The sequence below is a fragment of the Clostridium sp. AM54-37XD genome (assembly GCF_003478225.1).
GTDB lineage: Bacteria > Bacillota > Clostridia > Lachnospirales > Lachnospiraceae > Coprococcus > Coprococcus ammoniilyticus.
Genome location: NZ_QUEV01000009.1, coordinates 1 through 16029, shown reverse-complemented (window position 1 = coordinate 16029; position 16029 = coordinate 1). Strand labels below are relative to the sequence as shown.

Below are 16029 nucleotides of genomic sequence, written 5' to 3'. Positions count from 1 at the left end.
AATTTATATTTTTTATAATATCCGTCTTGACGACATTTGTCGATGGTGTTTAAATAGATTCTGCTTCTAATGTGTGAAATAAACATTTCAAAATACTACTTTGGGATTATAGATATGAAAACGATAAAGTCAAAAGAAATGGATATGTTAAACGGGGGATTGGTTGGCAAGCTGATCCTTTTTTCACTGCCGCTTGCATTCAGCAGCATTTTACAGCAATTATTCAACTCCGCAGATGTCGCTGTTGTCGGCAGATTTGCCGGAGATAATGCGCTCGCTGCAGTCGGAAGCTGTGTGGCTCTGGTCGGCATCTTTGTCAACCTGATCGTCGGTCTGGCTGTGGGACCAAATGCCGTCCTCGCTAATCTGATCGGTCAGAAACAGCGTGACAAGATCAACGATATGGTACATACGATCCTGACATTTGGCACAATCCTCGGACTTGGGCTTATGATCCTCGGCTTTGCCTCTGCCCGGATCATTCTGGAATTATCCGGTACACCGTCCGGTGTTCTTGCCGAAGCACTGTTATATATCCGCATCTATTTCTTAAGCATTCCGTTTATGACCGTTTATAATTTTGGAGCTGCCATTCTGCGAAGCTCGGAGATACCAGACGACCAATGTTCTATCTTATTATCTCCGGTATCGTAAATGTCATCCTGAATCTGATTCTCGTCATCTGCTTTCATCTGGGTGTTGCCGGTGTTGCCATTTCCACTGTAATCTCTAATGTTATCAGTGCTGTTATGGTCATGGTATATCTTTACCGCAGAGATGATGAGTTTGCATTCCGGTTCAACCGGATGAAGATTGTACGCCCATATCTGCGCAAGATACTTCAGATCGGTATTCCATCCGGTATCCAGGGAACCATTTTCTCGATCTCGAATGTTTTTATCCAGAGTGGTATTAATTCATTTGGCAAATTTGCGATCGCAGGTTCTTCTCTTGCACTTAATTTTGAATATTTTACCTATGACATTGCAAATGCATTTGCACAGGCAACGGTCACCTTCACCAGCCAGAACTATGGCGCAGGAAACATCAAACGCTGCAAGAAAGTGTTCTGGTTAAACATGCTGTTTGGCATTGTCTTCACAGAGATTCTCGCAGTTATCTTTATCGTATGGAGCGACTTTTTCGTCGGAATCTACACAAAAAGTACAGCAGTCGCTGCCTATGCTTTGATCCGTATGTATCATGTCTGCTCACTGGAAGGTCTGACCACTACTTACGAGGTTGAAAGTGCCGCTCTCCGTGGTATGGGCAAATCAGTAGAACCTGCAATCTTCACCATCTTAGGAACGGTTGTTTTCCGTCTGATCTGGCTTGACACGGTCTTCCGCCTGCGTTCAACATTTGACTGGCTGCTGAATGTATATGCGGCTTCATGGATATTTACCGGATGCGCACTGTTTATCGTGTATGTAAGACATATGAAGAAGGTGGAGGTGAGACAGAAATCAGCACTTTAGGGACTATGAAATAATAGCTTCTTTGGTAGTTCTGATTAGCTGCCTTTTGCTCATAAATTATTTTATTCCATCCTCCACAATCTTACAAATTGCACCGCCATCTATAACTGCGATAATCTTGCCCTTGGCTGTTTTACCAATCCTGTCATACAACCGACCGGCACTTGAAGACTCACCCTTGACAGTAAATGGACTGTTTGCAACATAACCACATTTACCAATACCTTTGATCTGCACCATAATTGCTTCTGAATCAAACTCATTGTCCGGTTCCTTTTTCAATTTCACCTTCATACCCTTTTCCATAAATTCATTTCCCAGATAATGATTACATCCTGTAATTGTAAAATACATATCCTTCATATATCCCGACTTCTTTCTGATCATATATTATATCGTGAGCATAGCTCACTCAATGCATTCCGCAAAAGCAACATCCTTGCGAGCAAATAATTTTGCGTTCATTATATCTTGTTGCTTATGAATGTCTCTGTCTTCATGGCTTTATATTAGCAACTATCATGTCCAAATAAATGTACATCCGTAAATCTCTTTTCATCCACAATATATTATTTAATACTGCAAAGTCGCCAGACACCTGCATTTCTGCAGGCATCTGGCGACTTTGCATTTTACTCTAAATGAGTGGACCATGTATGCCAGTCATATGGATCATACTTATTGATATCTACATAATAATCACCCTTCATTAACTCTTCGATCGTATTATATTCATTCAAAGCGAACTTACATGATGCAGAAGTTAATGTACTATAAGTTGGTTTATGCCAGCCTGTAGGATCAAACTTAAATTCTGAACTGTCCGATGCATACCCCTGAACCTCACATTCTACAAACTTACCCTGCCCCATAAAAATCAGTGTCACCACATGTCCTCCACTTACATTATGCGGCTTTTTACTTGCAGCAGAATAATACCGGCTATAATCATTATAAAAACCATTTTCCCCATCATATGAACAGGACAATATTATATAGGGATAACCAAGTTCTGTCATGGCATTTGCTACCGTTGACGCACCCCAGCATGTATACTCTGAATAACTATGACTACCGATCCAATAATTAAGTGCTGTATATGTTTCATAATCTGTCATATCGGGTGCGCATTGGGCAACATCTTTTAAAATACCTTTCAAACGCACCTCTCTATCATAGTTATACACAGGCTCTAAAAACGGATCATATTCCCAATACTTTTTGCGGTTAAATTCTACAGAATTTGAAAATCCGTTCGACACCAATGTTACAACCTTCGTATCACCAAAATACACATCTACGGATTGTTTTTTATCTAGCAGACAGCTTACATTTACAAGTATATACCCAATATATCCTTGCTTATAAAGCGTCTGCTGCATTTTGTCTCGCACCGGCATTTCATCATAATATACCACCGATATGTTTGTCGCTACCTGGACATTTTTTCTATCTGGGATATATTGTGTATTTGAAAAGCTGTTAAATCCACATTTTCCATTATACTCTGTATGAATTACAACATCGTTTTTCAACTTCTGTTTAATAAAAATCGGGAAATAGCACTGTGCAAAATCCTTTGAGATTTTGTTTGCTTCATCATTATAATTCGCATAATCTGTATATTTAAAAAAAGGAAACTCATCCGTTTTGTAAGCAAGATCTATTCCGTTTACTGTTTTAGTCGTCATATGATAATCAGGTATCGGTACCTTTTTCGTTACCTTCGACCACTTGGAATAATATGTTTTTCCGCCTATTTTTTTATAGGTACGTATGCGGAATGTATATGTTATTCCATATTCACTGACATATAGATAGAAGCCGCTATAATAAGTTTCTATCTTTTTTTTCGTTACCTTATCCCCTATGGTTCCATTGTTTCTTACCTCAAGCTCATACCCATCCATTTTCATAGTAGCACTATTCATATTCCAATCGAAATCTAACGTATCACCATAAGTATCATTTCTGTAAAATGTGCTTTTCAAACCTTTTATAGTAGGAAGTGCTACACTATATTCTATCGTCTTACTTCCTTTTATTTTTTTACCTTTATATTTGCCTTTTAAGGTTACTTTGATTTTATATTTACCCGGTTTGACCGGATTTTTAGGATATGTAATCTTATAATTCTTCGTTTTTAATTTCTTCCCCTTATACTTTACTGTAACTTTAGGTTTAATTTTCTTTCCTGTATAAGCATAAGTTTTTTTACTCGTAGTTACCGTCCATTTCGAAGTTGTACCTTTTGCATAAGTCTCTATATCGGCTCCCTGAAATGCAAATATACCGAATACTAATAAAATAACTAAGCCTGTTAAAAGTCCTCTTTTTCCTCTCATATAATATTTCTCCTCCTAGGGTATTACCTATATTCTTCTATCAGTTCAATGGCTTCTTTGATCATGCCGTCACAGTGCGGTTTCTTCTGACCACCCGCCTGTGCATTTGCCCTTAACAGATCAAAGCAATTAATCATACCATTATGATTCTCTTTCATTTTTCTCTGGAACTCTCCTACAATATGAGGATCTGAGATTCCCAATGCTCCGAGTACCATAAGCGCACCTGTCACAGCTCCACATGTACTGCCTGACTTCATTCCTCCACCAAAATTTGTACCAAGTGCCTTCATCTGGCTCTCCGACAAACCAAGCTCCTCTGCATAGGTCATCATTATCGTTTCCGCACAGTTCGGACACATTGCGTTGCTTCTTAACTGCATTGCTTTTTCTATGTGTTTATCCATAAAAAAACCTCCTGATTATCATTTGTAGATTCGGATATAAAAATACCCATTTGTCATTGTTTTTATGAGCAGCATACTTTTCGGTAAAAATTATCTGCTGAAGTAAAAATATCATTGTAAACTTATTATACAAGATACAAATACCATCGCAAATACTTTTTCATCATTTTCAGAAACTATACAATCTGCATCCATATCGCAGGTAATGATCTGCTACTTAAGGTCTGAAGAAAAATCTTTTCCTCTCCACTATTTGCTTATTTCTTCTCCTGCAAATACTTTTCTATCAATTTCGGCTGTATCGAAGGATACGTCCAGGCATTTGGCAGTTCATCCATAAGCACAACTTTCTCCATTTCGCTATGTAATTCCTGTGCAAATTCTGTAATCTCTGCAAAACAAAGCAGTCCAAATGTTTCATCACCAGTATCATTTACTCTGTTCTTACCTGTTACTGAATAAACACAGATTGGTTTTATCTCAAATCTAACTGCACCTGTTTCTTCCTGCAACTCTCTTTTGCGGTTGCAAGAATGTTCTCCCCAGCTTCTCTATGCCCTCCCGGCACTTCATATGTATCCCTTTCCTTGTGTTTGCAAAATACCCACTTGCCATTACTCTGTGAAATAATTACTGCAAATTTTAATAGTTCATCATTAACTGTATCATAGAATTTCACTTCCAAGTTATCCATTACTGTATCTCCCAATTATTATTCTCCCCACAAATAAAGCCTACCTCAAACGTCATTTGATAAAACAATGCCGGAAACCCGCATAAATACAGGCTTTCGGCATTTTAATCCGCTATTCAAACTCGATTTTGGAAACTATATATTGTGTCTAAGCAGCGTTATATCTACCTTATTTTGTACGAAAATTCCTTATATTCTATGAATTATTTCTCTTTTTGAGAGTTTTTGCAAGCATTTTGCAAGCACTCCTCATTTTACAATAAATTACTCCCATTACTATTAAGCATATTTTGTAACCTATCTATTTCCCCTTGTCGTTTATTTAGTTTTTTTTCATATATTCGCGGTTCAATCCAACCATAAATATATTGGTTAATCTTAGAATATGTTTTAAAGGCAGGAATCCATAATGTAATTGTACTTACTCCGGATATCATCGCTACTGCCAAAGCTACAAATCCTTTTGACTCATTGAGCCCATAGTAAACAACTAATACTGTCGAAATAATCATAAATAATACCACCATTCCTCTTATAGCTAGTGACAAATATTTAGCGCACTTTCCCGCAATATGTTCAGCATTTTTTTTAGCCTCCTTCCTCACATTTGCAATACTACTAACAATACCAGATTTATATGTGTCTACCATTTCTAAAGCCTTGTTAGTTCGAACGTTAGCTTCTTCTAGTTGTTTCTCGGCTTTTTTTGCCTTATGTTTTCCTCTTGAGCATAGTTCTCTTTAACTCTATTATGAACATTTAACACCGTAGTATCATCTAACTTACTCGGATTTCCACCAGAAATATGCATTATCTCAGCACGTGCATAAGCACTATAACGCATATCTGCCGCTTCATCCTCTGAAATATCTCCCCTATGTACAAGCCTTCCCGTTATTTCAAAAAAAGTTTGCATAACTGCTTTTGATGGAGAAACTGCTGCATTAGCAATAGCAACTAACTGTCGCATAGGTAAATCAGGATTAGAAAAACCATACTTTACCCATAACAATGTAGTTATATCCGTAATTCCCATTGTCGGCGGTATATATAATTGATATTGATTATATCTTAGAAACATATTGCTTTTTTTTGCCAATTTATTGTTTGTTGTTACAAAAATAGCCTTGCACGACTCAATACTTTCAACTCTAATTCCATGCCTTTTCAAACATATAGAAGCAATTGCATCAACGTCATTTGTCAACATTCTCTGCGAACGAGAATAACTCGGAATTTCCTTTACAATACACTCCTTCAATCCCTTATAATCAATAAACTTATCCTCATTCCCATAACTACTTTTTTCTTGATATTCTTCTGTATCAACAGTATCAATCCCCAATTTATTTAGATTATAAGATAATTCATTTATTTCCATATCTACTTCAACAGAGGAAATCTTATCTTCCTCTAATCGCTCTAACGTCTGTGAAAGATTGAAACTATATGCATCTCGATCACGAAAATTTTTTAAAATATCAGTCACTTCATTGTAGTGTTCTCTAAATACATGCAATCTAGCACCATTAGCACGTAATAAATTAAGTAATGTATCAGCTACTTGCTTTTGCTCTCTTGTCTTGTAATTCAAAGCATATAACAATAGTGTTGTATCAAGATAAACATCAACTTCCCTCATTCGTCTCTTCTTAACAAACTTAGTAGCCTCATTTGATCCCAAATAGATAATAGAAGCAATCATAACTCCCTTGATAATTTCAGTCATTCTGTCAAACAATAGAGTATCATTTTCCTTAGCATGTAAAATGAAGCAACCTATTTGATAGTTTTCTACACCAACTGTATTGACCACGTCCGCCCGAAGATTTTCCGTTTCGAATAAAATATCAATTCCTCTAGATTTGATAAATTTATCAAAAATACCCGATACATAATTTTCATCTTTGTTAAATCTAGGCACTTTTTCTTCAAGCCATTTTTTTAATTTCTCAATTATTTGCATTATTTCTGCGTTCGTTAAATTTTCCTGCTTACGAAACTCTTCTTCGATAGTAGTCAAATCAGCTATTAATCGGTAAATATTATTGGGTAAAGATTCTAAAACCTTATTTTTTCCCTTACTCATTCTTCCACATATTTTATGGAAGACTGCTAATGGCATATTATGAATTGTAAATCTATTATCTAATTCAGCAATCACATCCTTGTCATTTATCACTTCACCGACTTTACTTGTATAGGATATACAAACCTTAATAGGCATTTCAAATATCTTAAGTGTATCCGCACCATCATGCTCAGCCAAAGCAGCCAACATTGCACTACTTATTAATCTTTGGTCTATAACTCTACTCATTATGCACCTCTCCTTTTTATGCACACCCTTGTGTTTATCAACTATTCCTCAAGTGCTTTACCAATCTTCTCTATCCACTCACAATCACTATTCTCAAATAACTTTATAAATCTACCAAAATTACTGCTACCAGTAACAGAATCATCCGAAGCCAAATCTTTCACTCGTCGGCTCATATCTTTGTAATTCTCCGCAGTAACATGTTCCATAACCTCATGAACCTGGTCTGCTCTTCCTTTGTAATTCTCCACCCCGGTATATTCCTTTATCAAGGGAGCGTTCACCGGTTTTGCTGGAGATTTCAAATTTTTATCGGTCCAGTGCTTAGATATAATCTGCATCGTACAAGGATTCCCAAACATAATCACTTCATTCGCTGCACTATCCACACCATGAAATTCATTAATTTTGCGTTTAATGTCCTCATACTGCTCGTGAGGCTTCTTCTCTGTATCACAAAATACAAGTACAAGTTCATCTGCTCCATTTTGATATCGGTCCTGATACCTCGCTGGAATATTCCCATTTCCACCGGCATTAACCAATGAGATATCATATTGCTCATTCCACACTTTTAAATTCTTTAACCGATTTAGATATTCATATTCCTCATTGTCTTCGCAGATAATACAAATTTTGTGATTGTCAAAAAACTTAGGGAGCTTATTTGGCATCGGCATCATCCCCCTTTACATCACCTTTAATACTAAGCAAGGAATTGATTAGTTCTGGATCAGGCAATGCTCCAAGAGCACCTTTCCTATATTTTTCCATAACATCTGTCGTATCTCGTACGCCCTGCTGTGCTGTAAAATCTGCAAGTGAATATACATACACACCTTCTTCATCCTTATGAACAAACCAAATCTGCTCCTTTCGGAACATTCTCTTGCAATCCATAAGATTTATATCATGTACTGTAAATATCATCTGTGCACTTGTATTCAATTCATTATTAAACATCGCAACAATCGCCCTGGTAAGCTTAAAATGAATACTGCTATCCAACTCATCCACGACTAAAATCCTGCCTTGTTCAAGTGCTTCAATTACATAGCTGGCAATAGCTGCAATCTTCTTTGTTCCTGTGGAGTCAAACATCATGCTTGGCACATGGACTCCCTTATAAGTAGAAACCAATCTGATTTGATCCATAATGTTCTCTGGAATATCAAGCACTTTCTCATCTGGCTTTTCGTCACCTTCACCAGTTTTCAGCTGTATCTTATCCATATCCACATATTCAAAATTATCCATATATAAGTCAGCATTTTTTATGAACTCAACAACCTTTTGCTGTAATTGATTCTTATTCTTCATAAGTTCAATCGTATGCTGCATAGGTATGTTATTCATATTGATGATATCAATTTTTTCTGCAAATCCGACAAGAATCTGCTTCATCTCATTGATATGTTCGAATTTACTTGTATCTACCACATAGCATAACAAATTATTCTTTGATACAACTGAAATCATAGTCTGAACAGATTCATCAATACACTCATATATTTCACTAACAGTATCTTTTTTCAACCAACAAACTTCCTTTTCGTTGTTGTACTTATCTTTAAATATCTCCGAAAATGACTCATATATATATTCTTCTTTTTCTGCGTCATACTTAAAATCATAAGAAAACTTTCTTCCAGATGCCATAAATGTAACACCTAACTCGCATACATCACTATCAGTAAATATATTTGGCATCAGTCCATTCTTCTTATTTAAAAGTACATTTCTTATCGCCCTAATGCTCTTGATTAGACATGTTTTACCGGCATTGTTTGGTCCATATATTCCTACCGTTTTAAGGACATTAAAATTATTCTCTTTGTGAACATTTGCTCCAAATTTTTTATTTCGCATATCTGCTTTCATCGAAAATGTAATGTCATCCTCAAATGCATAACAGTTTTTTGCTCTTATCTCTATAATCATGGCTCATTCCTCCAAGTCACTTTTCTTCTTTACTTATCATTATTATATCATTAATTATTTTTTATGCAACTTTTTTTCATAAAAAATATAATTTAGAGATTAATTAAACTTAACATAGCAAAAAGGACAGCCTCCCAGCCGCCCTCTACATCACACATACACCACCTCCCTCACCACAATCCCCTCCGCGCAAGCATTATATTATTCATCTTCCCCACCCACAGCATCTGATTTTCTGCCTTCAACTGTTCCGTCACACCTTGCTTTACCTTCATCTGTTCCACAAGCCTGTCCAGCATCTCATAGCATTCCTCATCAACCTCATGCAGATATTCATTCAACTTTCCCTCAAGTAACAGCTCCATATAATATCCATGTCTGAACTCTTTCAGATACTCACATCTCATATGTCCATACTTTCCGATATTATAATTTGTTCCCCTAGGCAATTGTAAATCCGGATAATTAATATCATCTTCACCTAACACATAAGTAATTCCATTCTCCACAATAACTTTTTCCAATTTTCCCATAACTTTCATCCACCTTTCTGCGATATTTCTCACACCTCAACATCAATAATAGCCTCTGGCTCTTTTACAGCCCTTCACATACACTCTGATTCCGACATATACTACCTGAACTAATAACAATAAAGCAACAAGATTCAGCCTTACTAATGCCTTTATCCAATCTCCAAAATACACTGCCAAAGCTATACTGGTTACTGCCACTCCAACACTAACCATGAGGTATATCCGATTCTCTATATAGATGCCATCCATTATTCCGTACGAGATAATGGAGTAATCAGAAAACTGGCTGCCTACGTCATTCTTGGCATCAACACAGAAGGGAAAAAAGAGGTTCTTTCAATCACTGTCGGTGATAATGAAAGTTCAAAATACTGGCTGTCCGTCCTGAATGAGCTGAAGAATCGTGGTGTAAAGGATATCCTGATTATCTGCGCTGACGGTCTTAGCGGTATTAAAGAGGCAATTGCCACTGCATTCCCCAAAACGGAGTATCAGAGATGTATTGTACATCAGGTAAGAAATACATTAAAATATGTTCCGGATAAGGACAGAAAAGTGTTCGCTTCCGACCTAAAAACGATTTACCATGATTCCGATGAAGAGAAAGCTAGACTGGCTCTGGATCGTGTTACTGAAAAATGGACCGCAAAATACCCGAATTCTATGAAACGCTGGTATGATAACTGGGATGCAATAACGCCGATTTTCAAGTTCTCACCGGATGTCAGAAAGGTTATTTACACGACCAATGCAATTGAAAGCCTGAATTCTACCTACCGTAAGCTCAACCGTCAAAGAAGCGTATTTCCAAGTGATACAGCGCTCCTGAAAGCCCTGTATCTGGCAACTTTCGAAGCTACTAAAAAATGGACTATGAGCATTCGAAACTGGGGACAGGTCTACGGTGAACTCAGTATTATGTACGAGGGACGACTTCCAGAATAACAGAATCTGTATGTATGATGAGAAGGACGTTTTTGACGTCCGCTCTTGACATGCCTGAAATCATGTCGTATATATAAAACAAAAGCTGGAAGCTCCAATTTAGTGCTTCCAGCTCAATCATCATCATAGAAGATTATTATTTACAGACTTTTCTTCATAGTCTCGCAAGCAACGCTACAATCAAGCTACCAAAGGACATCAACAATGCTAATATCCCAATGAAAATCGAAATGATCTCATAAGCCGTCATCGGCGCCACCTCCCTTCCTATGTATTCCGGTTGCCCGGTATCATAAACTCGGGAGGCTACCACCCTGTCATGGGTACTTTCCTTAGATAGTATCCTAACATAAGAACTAATGTCTCTGCAAGAATATATACAATTTTTTCAGTTTTTTATTATTTTTCTGCGTAAGATACTTCATCATCAGTAACGTTGTATCTTTTATAGTTATTCAACAAAATATTGTATAGGTTCAGGTAAATATGCATCATAATATAAATACCACCGTCCATCTATTTTAATCATTTCAAAAGTGGTTTCTCCGAAATCATCATTGTACTTGCAAGCAACCAAAGCATACCCTTCTAATTTAATATTGCAATTGTATTTCGCATTTATATCGTTCTGCTTACTTAAAATTTCATCTGAATCCAAATCATTTTGTTTTAAAACATTGAATGTGATATTTCCCACTTTGTCATGAAATTCTTTTATTGAATCATAGGACAAGACAGGTAGTGATTTTTGCATAAATTCTGGATAGCATTTTATAATTGAATTGTCATCAGTATTATTAACTGCTCTTTCTAAGCCTTTCAATACTAAATCTGTGGTTTTATATCCATTATTATTTTTTTTAATAATACCCCCCGCAATAAAGCAGATGCATAATACAACAATTCCAATAATTATAAATATCCATTTCTTATTCTTCATTATTACACCTCTAGTCATTATAAAATCTTATTATTTCTTCTATTTATATACCTTTTGGCTGTTCTCTTTTACAACTTCCTACATCTGTTTTACTGTAATATGTACATAGATATATACATTACTCTCCCCACAAATAGAGCCAAACCAGAGCCATTTGATAAAACAAATGCCGGAAGCCCGCATAAATACAGGCTTTCGGCATTTTAATCCGTTATTCAAACTCATTATGTCCCAGGTTGCACTTAACTTATTTTAGTTAAGTTTTAGTCAAATATGGGGCATATTTATATATCAATTACACTATTTATTTTGATCTACTGGATGGTTGTTGCCAAACTGTTGCCATGAGATTATTATAGTGTGGATGAGGATAAAATGCAACCGCTCATCTAGAAATTATCTGTTTTCTATTCAATCGCCGTCTACCCACATTCATCATCCTCATACATATCCTTATACGCATATATCTCTGAGGCAATCATCTCTGGATACAAATATAAATACCTTCTGCATACTCTCTTAAATAGCTCAACCATCCTGTCATCATTGCATATACATATCCCGACCATGTAATCAAGCAAAATGTTCTACTTCTGATTCTGATGCCTGTCTTGCACACATATCGTAAACAAACGGTTAATAACCCCTCATTCCATTTTTATTACCATTTCATAAAATCTAAGAAAGCTTTGGGTAATATAAAATCCCGTGCTATCAATACTCAATGAACTAAAAGTATTATCATCTGCATCCACATCTCCATCTTCTGTTTCATATTCTTCCTCCAAAAAACCTGTTTGTTTTATACGAATAAAACTACTATATAATTCTAGTCTTGTTATTCCTTGAGATTCTGAATATTCCTTTTCAAATGTATTCCACAGATTATATCTAGAAACTTTTCCATAGGATTTTACACCCTTTGCTTTTTTCTGTTTGTCTTTTTCATCACAATATTTTTTATAATCCACTAAATATTGTATCTCTCGATATGACATTGTATTCAAAATATTTAGGCATTCTTCAAATTCACTATTTGGGATATGTTCTCCTGACAAATACCCATTTCTAATAAGATTCCCAAAATATTTTACCTTATCATTTGTTGCAAGCCTTCTTACTGCATCCACCACTCTCGCATAATTGATAATAAATTCTACATCATTGACCATCTCTGTAGTAATGGAATTGCTATCATTTAAGATTACATCTATAAGTTCCTGTTCCTTTTTTTGTTGAAAATTTTCAAGCAATTCATCTGTTGTAGAATCTACCAAATCACCAATCACTGGAATCGCTTTTATAGGTGCCATCAATATTGAACTTACCACTGGATTTCCTTTAATATCAACTAAATCATTCATATTCTGTAAAGATAACTTCGCTTGTTCAAGTTCTTCATTCATAATTCATTTCTCCAATATTTATACATTGCCTCATGATACAACAAATTTTTTATGTTCCAGATTAACTAAGTAATCATCAAACTTTGAATATGGTATATCCTCGTAAAATACTATTTCACCATTATACTCTACTTTTGCATTAAAATTCTCTTCTTGTCCCCAAGAATAATCTACATAATTGGGATATTTTTCATTTATATAACTTCTTCTCTCATATGTACTATCACCAGAAAATCCATTATACAAAACCGGAGGTGTCATAACAAAAAAATTGATTAATTCCCCATATTCGTCATCTTCACTAATATCATTGATAGGAATAGCCAAACAAATCATTTGTGGATATTGAAAATCATCTTTGCCTTGTCTTGATAAATATGCCACTCCATCTATTCCCACCTTCTGTAACACACTCATCAAAACTTGGCTCAACAAATATTCATACTTATTTTTTTCACCATAGCTCTTTTTCCTAACTTCATCAGATGTTTTTATTGTAAACATTGTAGCAATCACTAAAGGAAACACTCTAATCATTGCATTATGTAATTTTCTATAATAAATAGTATCTCCCGGCATTGGAATGGTTCCATTTAATAATGATTGCGTAACAACCAAATTCAATATTTTTAATTTTTTTCCTTTTTTATTGAATTTGAACGATGCCAAATATAAATTATCCTCTCCATTCCACCTACATTCTTTACAACAAACATACGAAGTTGTTCCTAAATATAAGCATACTTTTCCCTTTGAACTAAACCTCAAATCCTTCGCCAAATCGCTCTTACTATATGACAAATAGTTGATTGCATCTTCTGTTTGAATTGTTTTAGTTTTTTCCATTGATCGTGCCCTAAAAAAATTCAACTCCCCATCCATCATAGTCTCATATTCTTCTTTTGCTACCCATTTTTGTTGCAAATCATCAAATGGCGCTATACCTCTAAAGGCATAACTTTTATCCAATTCTGAAACCGCAAAAGGAAATTTTTTATATTCTTCCAAAATTTCTTCTATTATTATTTCAGCCTTTTTAATATCCCCTATCTTAGCTGCATCAAATGCTTCAATAACTTTTTTACATATGACTTTTACATCATCAACTAATGACCCTTCTTTTCTAAATGCTGGTCTATCTATTTCCTTAATAAAACCCTCTAATTCATCTTTTAATTTCTTTTCATAATCTTCATTATTGTCTGCTTCAAAAGGTATCATAAATCCATTTATATTTTTATCAGTTGCTTCACATATACGTTTGCTAATCTCGTTTATTTCAGGACAATCCAATAATTTTGCAACATCCTCATGCAATTTGTCCTGAAATTCAACAGCTTGTGGTGATTCTCGTAACTTTAACCATTCTTTTATTTTCATAAAAAATAACAAATCTTCTCCATATTTTTGATTTTGTTCCTCGACATATCTCTTTGCATCCTCTAAAGATAGTTCTATGATTTGTCCATTCCAATTTTTATCAAACACAGAAAGCGGTGTAAGTGGCATATTTTTATTTAAAATTAAGTATTTTTCCATCTTCTAGACCCTCCAATCTAAAGCATTAGTATTACTTATCACTTCATAAAACAAATTTATACACATTTACTGTATCAATAAATAAAATAATCATTCATAAAATATGTTATATCACTAAAATTTTGAATATGTACTACTCCTAAATCTTTAAGCTCTCCCGCATCTTCACTCTTAACATTCAATTCTGGTTGCAATCTATCAATCAAAAATGCCTCCATCTCACCCAGATACCTTTGTGCTTCTTCAAATGGAGTTATAAACTCTAAGGGAACATATTCTTTGGTTTCTGATAAGAACATAATTGTGCCAAAATATATCCTCTTATAGTAATTATGATACTTAGGATTATGAAGTTTTAATGCTACAAGATGCCCATTAATAAATCTACTTTTTTGAGAATCAGTCTTTCCAACATAAACCAACTTCTCTTCATTGCCATCGTAGATAGTGATGAAATAGATATTATAGCAACATGCAGGTGGTTCTCCTAACTCCTCCAATATCAATCTTTTTTCCTCATTATCCAAATCATATCCACATTCTTCATTGGTTCCGGTTAATTCACATACTTTTTCTATGTATTCCTTATTCTCCATCCATGAATCATGTAGATTACCGGTATCAATCATATTGGCTAAGTACAAATCACAACCTACATCCAAGCCAATAAAAGCTCCCATCTCCATACATGGTTTTAAATTTCCATAAAAGTTTATAGGTGTTATACTCTCATTCCCCATAATCCAAGATTCTAATGGTTGAAATTTCATAAGCAACCTCCTAATGAATAACACTATATACAAATCTAAAAGCATTCATCAACTTTCGTCTCACTTACTTCTTCATAAACCCTCATATCGCTTAAACCTAACAAATATTTTTTTAACCTGAATTCTGTCTGCTCCCCAGTCTTCTCACTCTCAAGTTCAAATAAATTATCACTTGTTGTAAACAGATTCTTTGAATTTCTTCCTATAATCAAATACTGATTCTTATCATCCAGAGAAATATACTTTCTTTTGATACCTCAAACCCCATATTTCTGGTAAAGTCAAATAATAGCTTTGCAGACACCTGCTCAATATTGTGATTATCCAGATTGTTGTCATAATCCAGTATTTCCTGTATTACTTTATAATTCATATCGTCTGTACTTATAATTTGAACCAATTTATTTTCTTATTCGCGTCAGTATTATCAATCGCTCTAGAACAACTAAAAAATAGATTTTAAAGCCCTATCTAATAACTCCTTTTCATACGTATCTAATACCTTCTTAATATCAACCAAATGCTCCTGTATGTATTTTTTACTCAAATTGTAGGATTACAATACATGTGTTACAACTGAATATAAAAAAAGCAGAGATGCTTCTTTTGTGTTATATTTTAGTCACCACAACAAAAAAACAAAAAAGGAGTTCTCTGCTATGGCTACTATAACACAAGATATGCGGTATCGTCTATCCTTAATCAAAT

Annotated in this window: 18 protein-coding genes and 1 pseudogene; 3 read left to right on the top strand and 16 right to left on the bottom strand. The window is 35.0% G+C overall.

The annotated features are described in order from the left end of the window. Positions 1-114: 114 nt before the first annotated feature. Together DXA07_RS13520 and DXA07_RS13515 are read left to right on the top strand one after the other, a co-directional pair. Positions 115-654 (top strand): MATE family efflux transporter, encoded by a 540-nt coding sequence (locus DXA07_RS13520; protein WP_243015437.1) that lies wholly within the window; start codon positions 115-117, stop codon positions 652-654. Continuing rightward, complete coding sequence (locus DXA07_RS13515; protein ID WP_243015436.1) at positions 624-1478, top strand: MATE family efflux transporter; 855 nt, start codon at positions 624-626, stop codon at positions 1476-1478. Before DXA07_RS13520 ends, DXA07_RS13515 begins: the two co-directional genes overlap by 31 nt. Before the next feature lie 57 nt (positions 1479-1535). On the opposite strand, the gene DXA07_RS09330 is transcribed toward DXA07_RS13515, so the two are convergent. The 11 genes from DXA07_RS09330 to DXA07_RS13080 form a co-directional block, all read right to left on the bottom strand. Further along, a complete protein-coding gene (locus DXA07_RS09330; RefSeq protein ID WP_348980807.1) occupies positions 1536-1865 on the bottom strand; it encodes an HIRAN domain-containing protein in 330 nt (109 codons plus the stop codon). 245 nt (positions 1866-2110) lie between these two features. Continuing rightward, positions 2111-3823 (bottom strand): hypothetical protein, encoded by a 1713-nt coding sequence (locus tag DXA07_RS09325; RefSeq protein ID WP_118484372.1) that lies wholly within the window; start codon positions 3821-3823, stop codon positions 2111-2113. Positions 3824-3846: 23 nt separating this feature from the next. Beyond that, on the bottom strand, positions 3847-4230 hold the full coding sequence (locus tag DXA07_RS09320; protein WP_044944522.1) for a C-GCAxxG-C-C family protein: 384 nt from the start codon (positions 4228-4230) through the stop codon (positions 3847-3849). Positions 4231-4487: 257 nt separating this feature from the next. Beyond that, the gene (locus DXA07_RS14120; RefSeq protein ID WP_348980806.1) at positions 4488-4742 is read right to left on the bottom strand and encodes a hypothetical protein; all 255 of its coding nucleotides are present in this window, start codon (positions 4740-4742) and stop codon (positions 4488-4490) included. Continuing rightward, the gene (locus DXA07_RS14115; RefSeq protein WP_348980805.1) at positions 4706-4939 is read right to left on the bottom strand and encodes a hypothetical protein; all 234 of its coding nucleotides are present in this window, start codon (positions 4937-4939) and stop codon (positions 4706-4708) included. The genes DXA07_RS14120 and DXA07_RS14115 overlap by 37 nt, the downstream gene beginning before the upstream one ends. 239 nt (positions 4940-5178) lie before the next feature. After that, positions 5179-5574, bottom strand: coding sequence for a hypothetical protein (locus tag DXA07_RS09310; protein ID WP_118484370.1), 396 nt, complete (start codon positions 5572-5574; stop codon positions 5179-5181). A gap of 35 nt (positions 5575-5609) precedes the next feature. After that, positions 5610-7244 carry a hypothetical protein gene (locus DXA07_RS09305; RefSeq protein WP_118484368.1) on the bottom strand — a complete coding sequence of 545 codons (1635 nt, stop codon included), beginning with the start codon at positions 7242-7244 and terminating at the stop codon, positions 5610-5612. A 41-nt stretch (positions 7245-7285) separates the two neighbouring features. Continuing rightward, positions 7286-7918, bottom strand: a complete 633-nt coding sequence (locus DXA07_RS09300) for a hypothetical protein (protein WP_118484366.1) — start codon at positions 7916-7918, stop codon at positions 7286-7288. Then, a complete protein-coding gene (locus DXA07_RS09295; protein ID WP_118484364.1) occupies positions 7908-9185 on the bottom strand; it encodes an ATP-binding protein in 1278 nt (425 codons plus the stop codon). The genes DXA07_RS09300 and DXA07_RS09295 overlap by 11 nt, the downstream gene beginning before the upstream one ends. A gap of 170 nt (positions 9186-9355) precedes the next feature. Continuing rightward, positions 9356-9718 (bottom strand): TnpV protein, encoded by a 363-nt coding sequence (locus tag DXA07_RS09290; RefSeq protein WP_348980804.1) that lies wholly within the window; start codon positions 9716-9718, stop codon positions 9356-9358. A 42-nt stretch (positions 9719-9760) separates the two neighbouring features. Continuing rightward, complete coding sequence (locus DXA07_RS13080; protein ID WP_182427525.1) at positions 9761-9934, bottom strand: DUF6040 family protein; 174 nt, start codon at positions 9932-9934, stop codon at positions 9761-9763. Between DXA07_RS13080 and DXA07_RS09285 the strand changes: the two are divergent. Continuing rightward, positions 9935-10666: pseudogene (locus DXA07_RS09285) on the top strand (IS256 family transposase); the annotation flags it as partial. A 451-nt stretch (positions 10667-11117) separates the two neighbouring features. Here the strand turns inward: DXA07_RS09285 and DXA07_RS09280 are convergent. From DXA07_RS09280 to DXA07_RS12940, 5 genes are all read right to left on the bottom strand, one after another. Then, a complete protein-coding gene (locus DXA07_RS09280) occupies positions 11118-11606 on the bottom strand; it encodes a hypothetical protein (RefSeq protein ID WP_118484362.1) in 489 nt (162 codons plus the stop codon). Between the two features lie 647 nt (positions 11607-12253). Beyond that, on the bottom strand, positions 12254-13012 hold the full coding sequence (locus DXA07_RS09270; RefSeq protein ID WP_118484360.1) for a hypothetical protein: 759 nt from the start codon (positions 13010-13012) through the stop codon (positions 12254-12256). Positions 13013-13042: 30 nt separating this feature from the next. After that, positions 13043-14551 (bottom strand): hypothetical protein, encoded by a 1509-nt coding sequence (locus tag DXA07_RS09265; RefSeq protein ID WP_118484358.1) that lies wholly within the window; start codon positions 14549-14551, stop codon positions 13043-13045. Between the two features lie 74 nt (positions 14552-14625). Beyond that, the gene (locus DXA07_RS09260; RefSeq protein WP_118484356.1) at positions 14626-15321 is read right to left on the bottom strand and encodes a hypothetical protein; all 696 of its coding nucleotides are present in this window, start codon (positions 15319-15321) and stop codon (positions 14626-14628) included. 208 nt (positions 15322-15529) lie between these two features. After that, entirely contained in the window at positions 15530-15721 is a 192-nt protein-coding gene (locus DXA07_RS12940) for a hypothetical protein (protein WP_147352431.1), read from the bottom strand. Positions 15722-16029 lie beyond the last annotated feature (308 nt).

Excerpts from the sequence above, each read along its gene's own strand:
- DXA07_RS09290 (WP_348980804.1), bottom strand. The coding sequence starts at position 9,718 with ATGGGAAAATTGGAAAAAGTTATTGTGGAGAATGGAATTACTTATGTG.
- DXA07_RS13520 (WP_243015437.1), top strand. The coding sequence starts at position 115 with ATGAAAACGATAAAGTCAAAAGAAATGGATATGTTAAACGGGGGATTG.
- DXA07_RS09300 (WP_118484366.1), bottom strand. The coding sequence starts at position 7,918 with ATGCCAAATAAGCTCCCTAAGTTTTTTGACAATCACAAAATTTGTATT.
- DXA07_RS13515 (WP_243015436.1), top strand. The coding sequence starts at position 624 with ATGTTCTATCTTATTATCTCCGGTATCGTAAATGTCATCCTGAATCTG.
- DXA07_RS09265 (WP_118484358.1), bottom strand. The coding sequence starts at position 14,551 with ATGGAAAAATACTTAATTTTAAATAAAAATATGCCACTTACACCGCTT.
- DXA07_RS13080 (WP_182427525.1), bottom strand. The coding sequence starts at position 9,934 with ATGGTTAGTGTTGGAGTGGCAGTAACCAGTATAGCTTTGGCAGTGTAT.
- DXA07_RS09305 (WP_118484368.1), bottom strand. The coding sequence starts at position 7,244 with ATGAGTAGAGTTATAGACCAAAGATTAATAAGTAGTGCAATGTTGGCT.
- DXA07_RS09310 (WP_118484370.1), bottom strand. The coding sequence starts at position 5,574 with ATGGTAGACACATATAAATCTGGTATTGTTAGTAGTATTGCAAATGTG.
- DXA07_RS09325 (WP_118484372.1), bottom strand. The coding sequence starts at position 3,823 with ATGAGAGGAAAAAGAGGACTTTTAACAGGCTTAGTTATTTTATTAGTA.
- DXA07_RS09260 (WP_118484356.1), bottom strand. The coding sequence starts at position 15,321 with ATGAAATTTCAACCATTAGAATCTTGGATTATGGGGAATGAGAGTATA.
- DXA07_RS09295 (WP_118484364.1), bottom strand. The coding sequence starts at position 9,185 with ATGATTATAGAGATAAGAGCAAAAAACTGTTATGCATTTGAGGATGAC.
- DXA07_RS09280 (WP_118484362.1), bottom strand. The coding sequence starts at position 11,606 with ATGAAGAATAAGAAATGGATATTTATAATTATTGGAATTGTTGTATTA.
- DXA07_RS09330 (WP_348980807.1), bottom strand. The coding sequence starts at position 1,865 with ATGATCAGAAAGAAGTCGGGATATATGAAGGATATGTATTTTACAATT.
- DXA07_RS09270 (WP_118484360.1), bottom strand. The coding sequence starts at position 13,012 with ATGAATGAAGAACTTGAACAAGCGAAGTTATCTTTACAGAATATGAAT.
- DXA07_RS09320 (WP_044944522.1), bottom strand. The coding sequence starts at position 4,230 with ATGGATAAACACATAGAAAAAGCAATGCAGTTAAGAAGCAACGCAATG.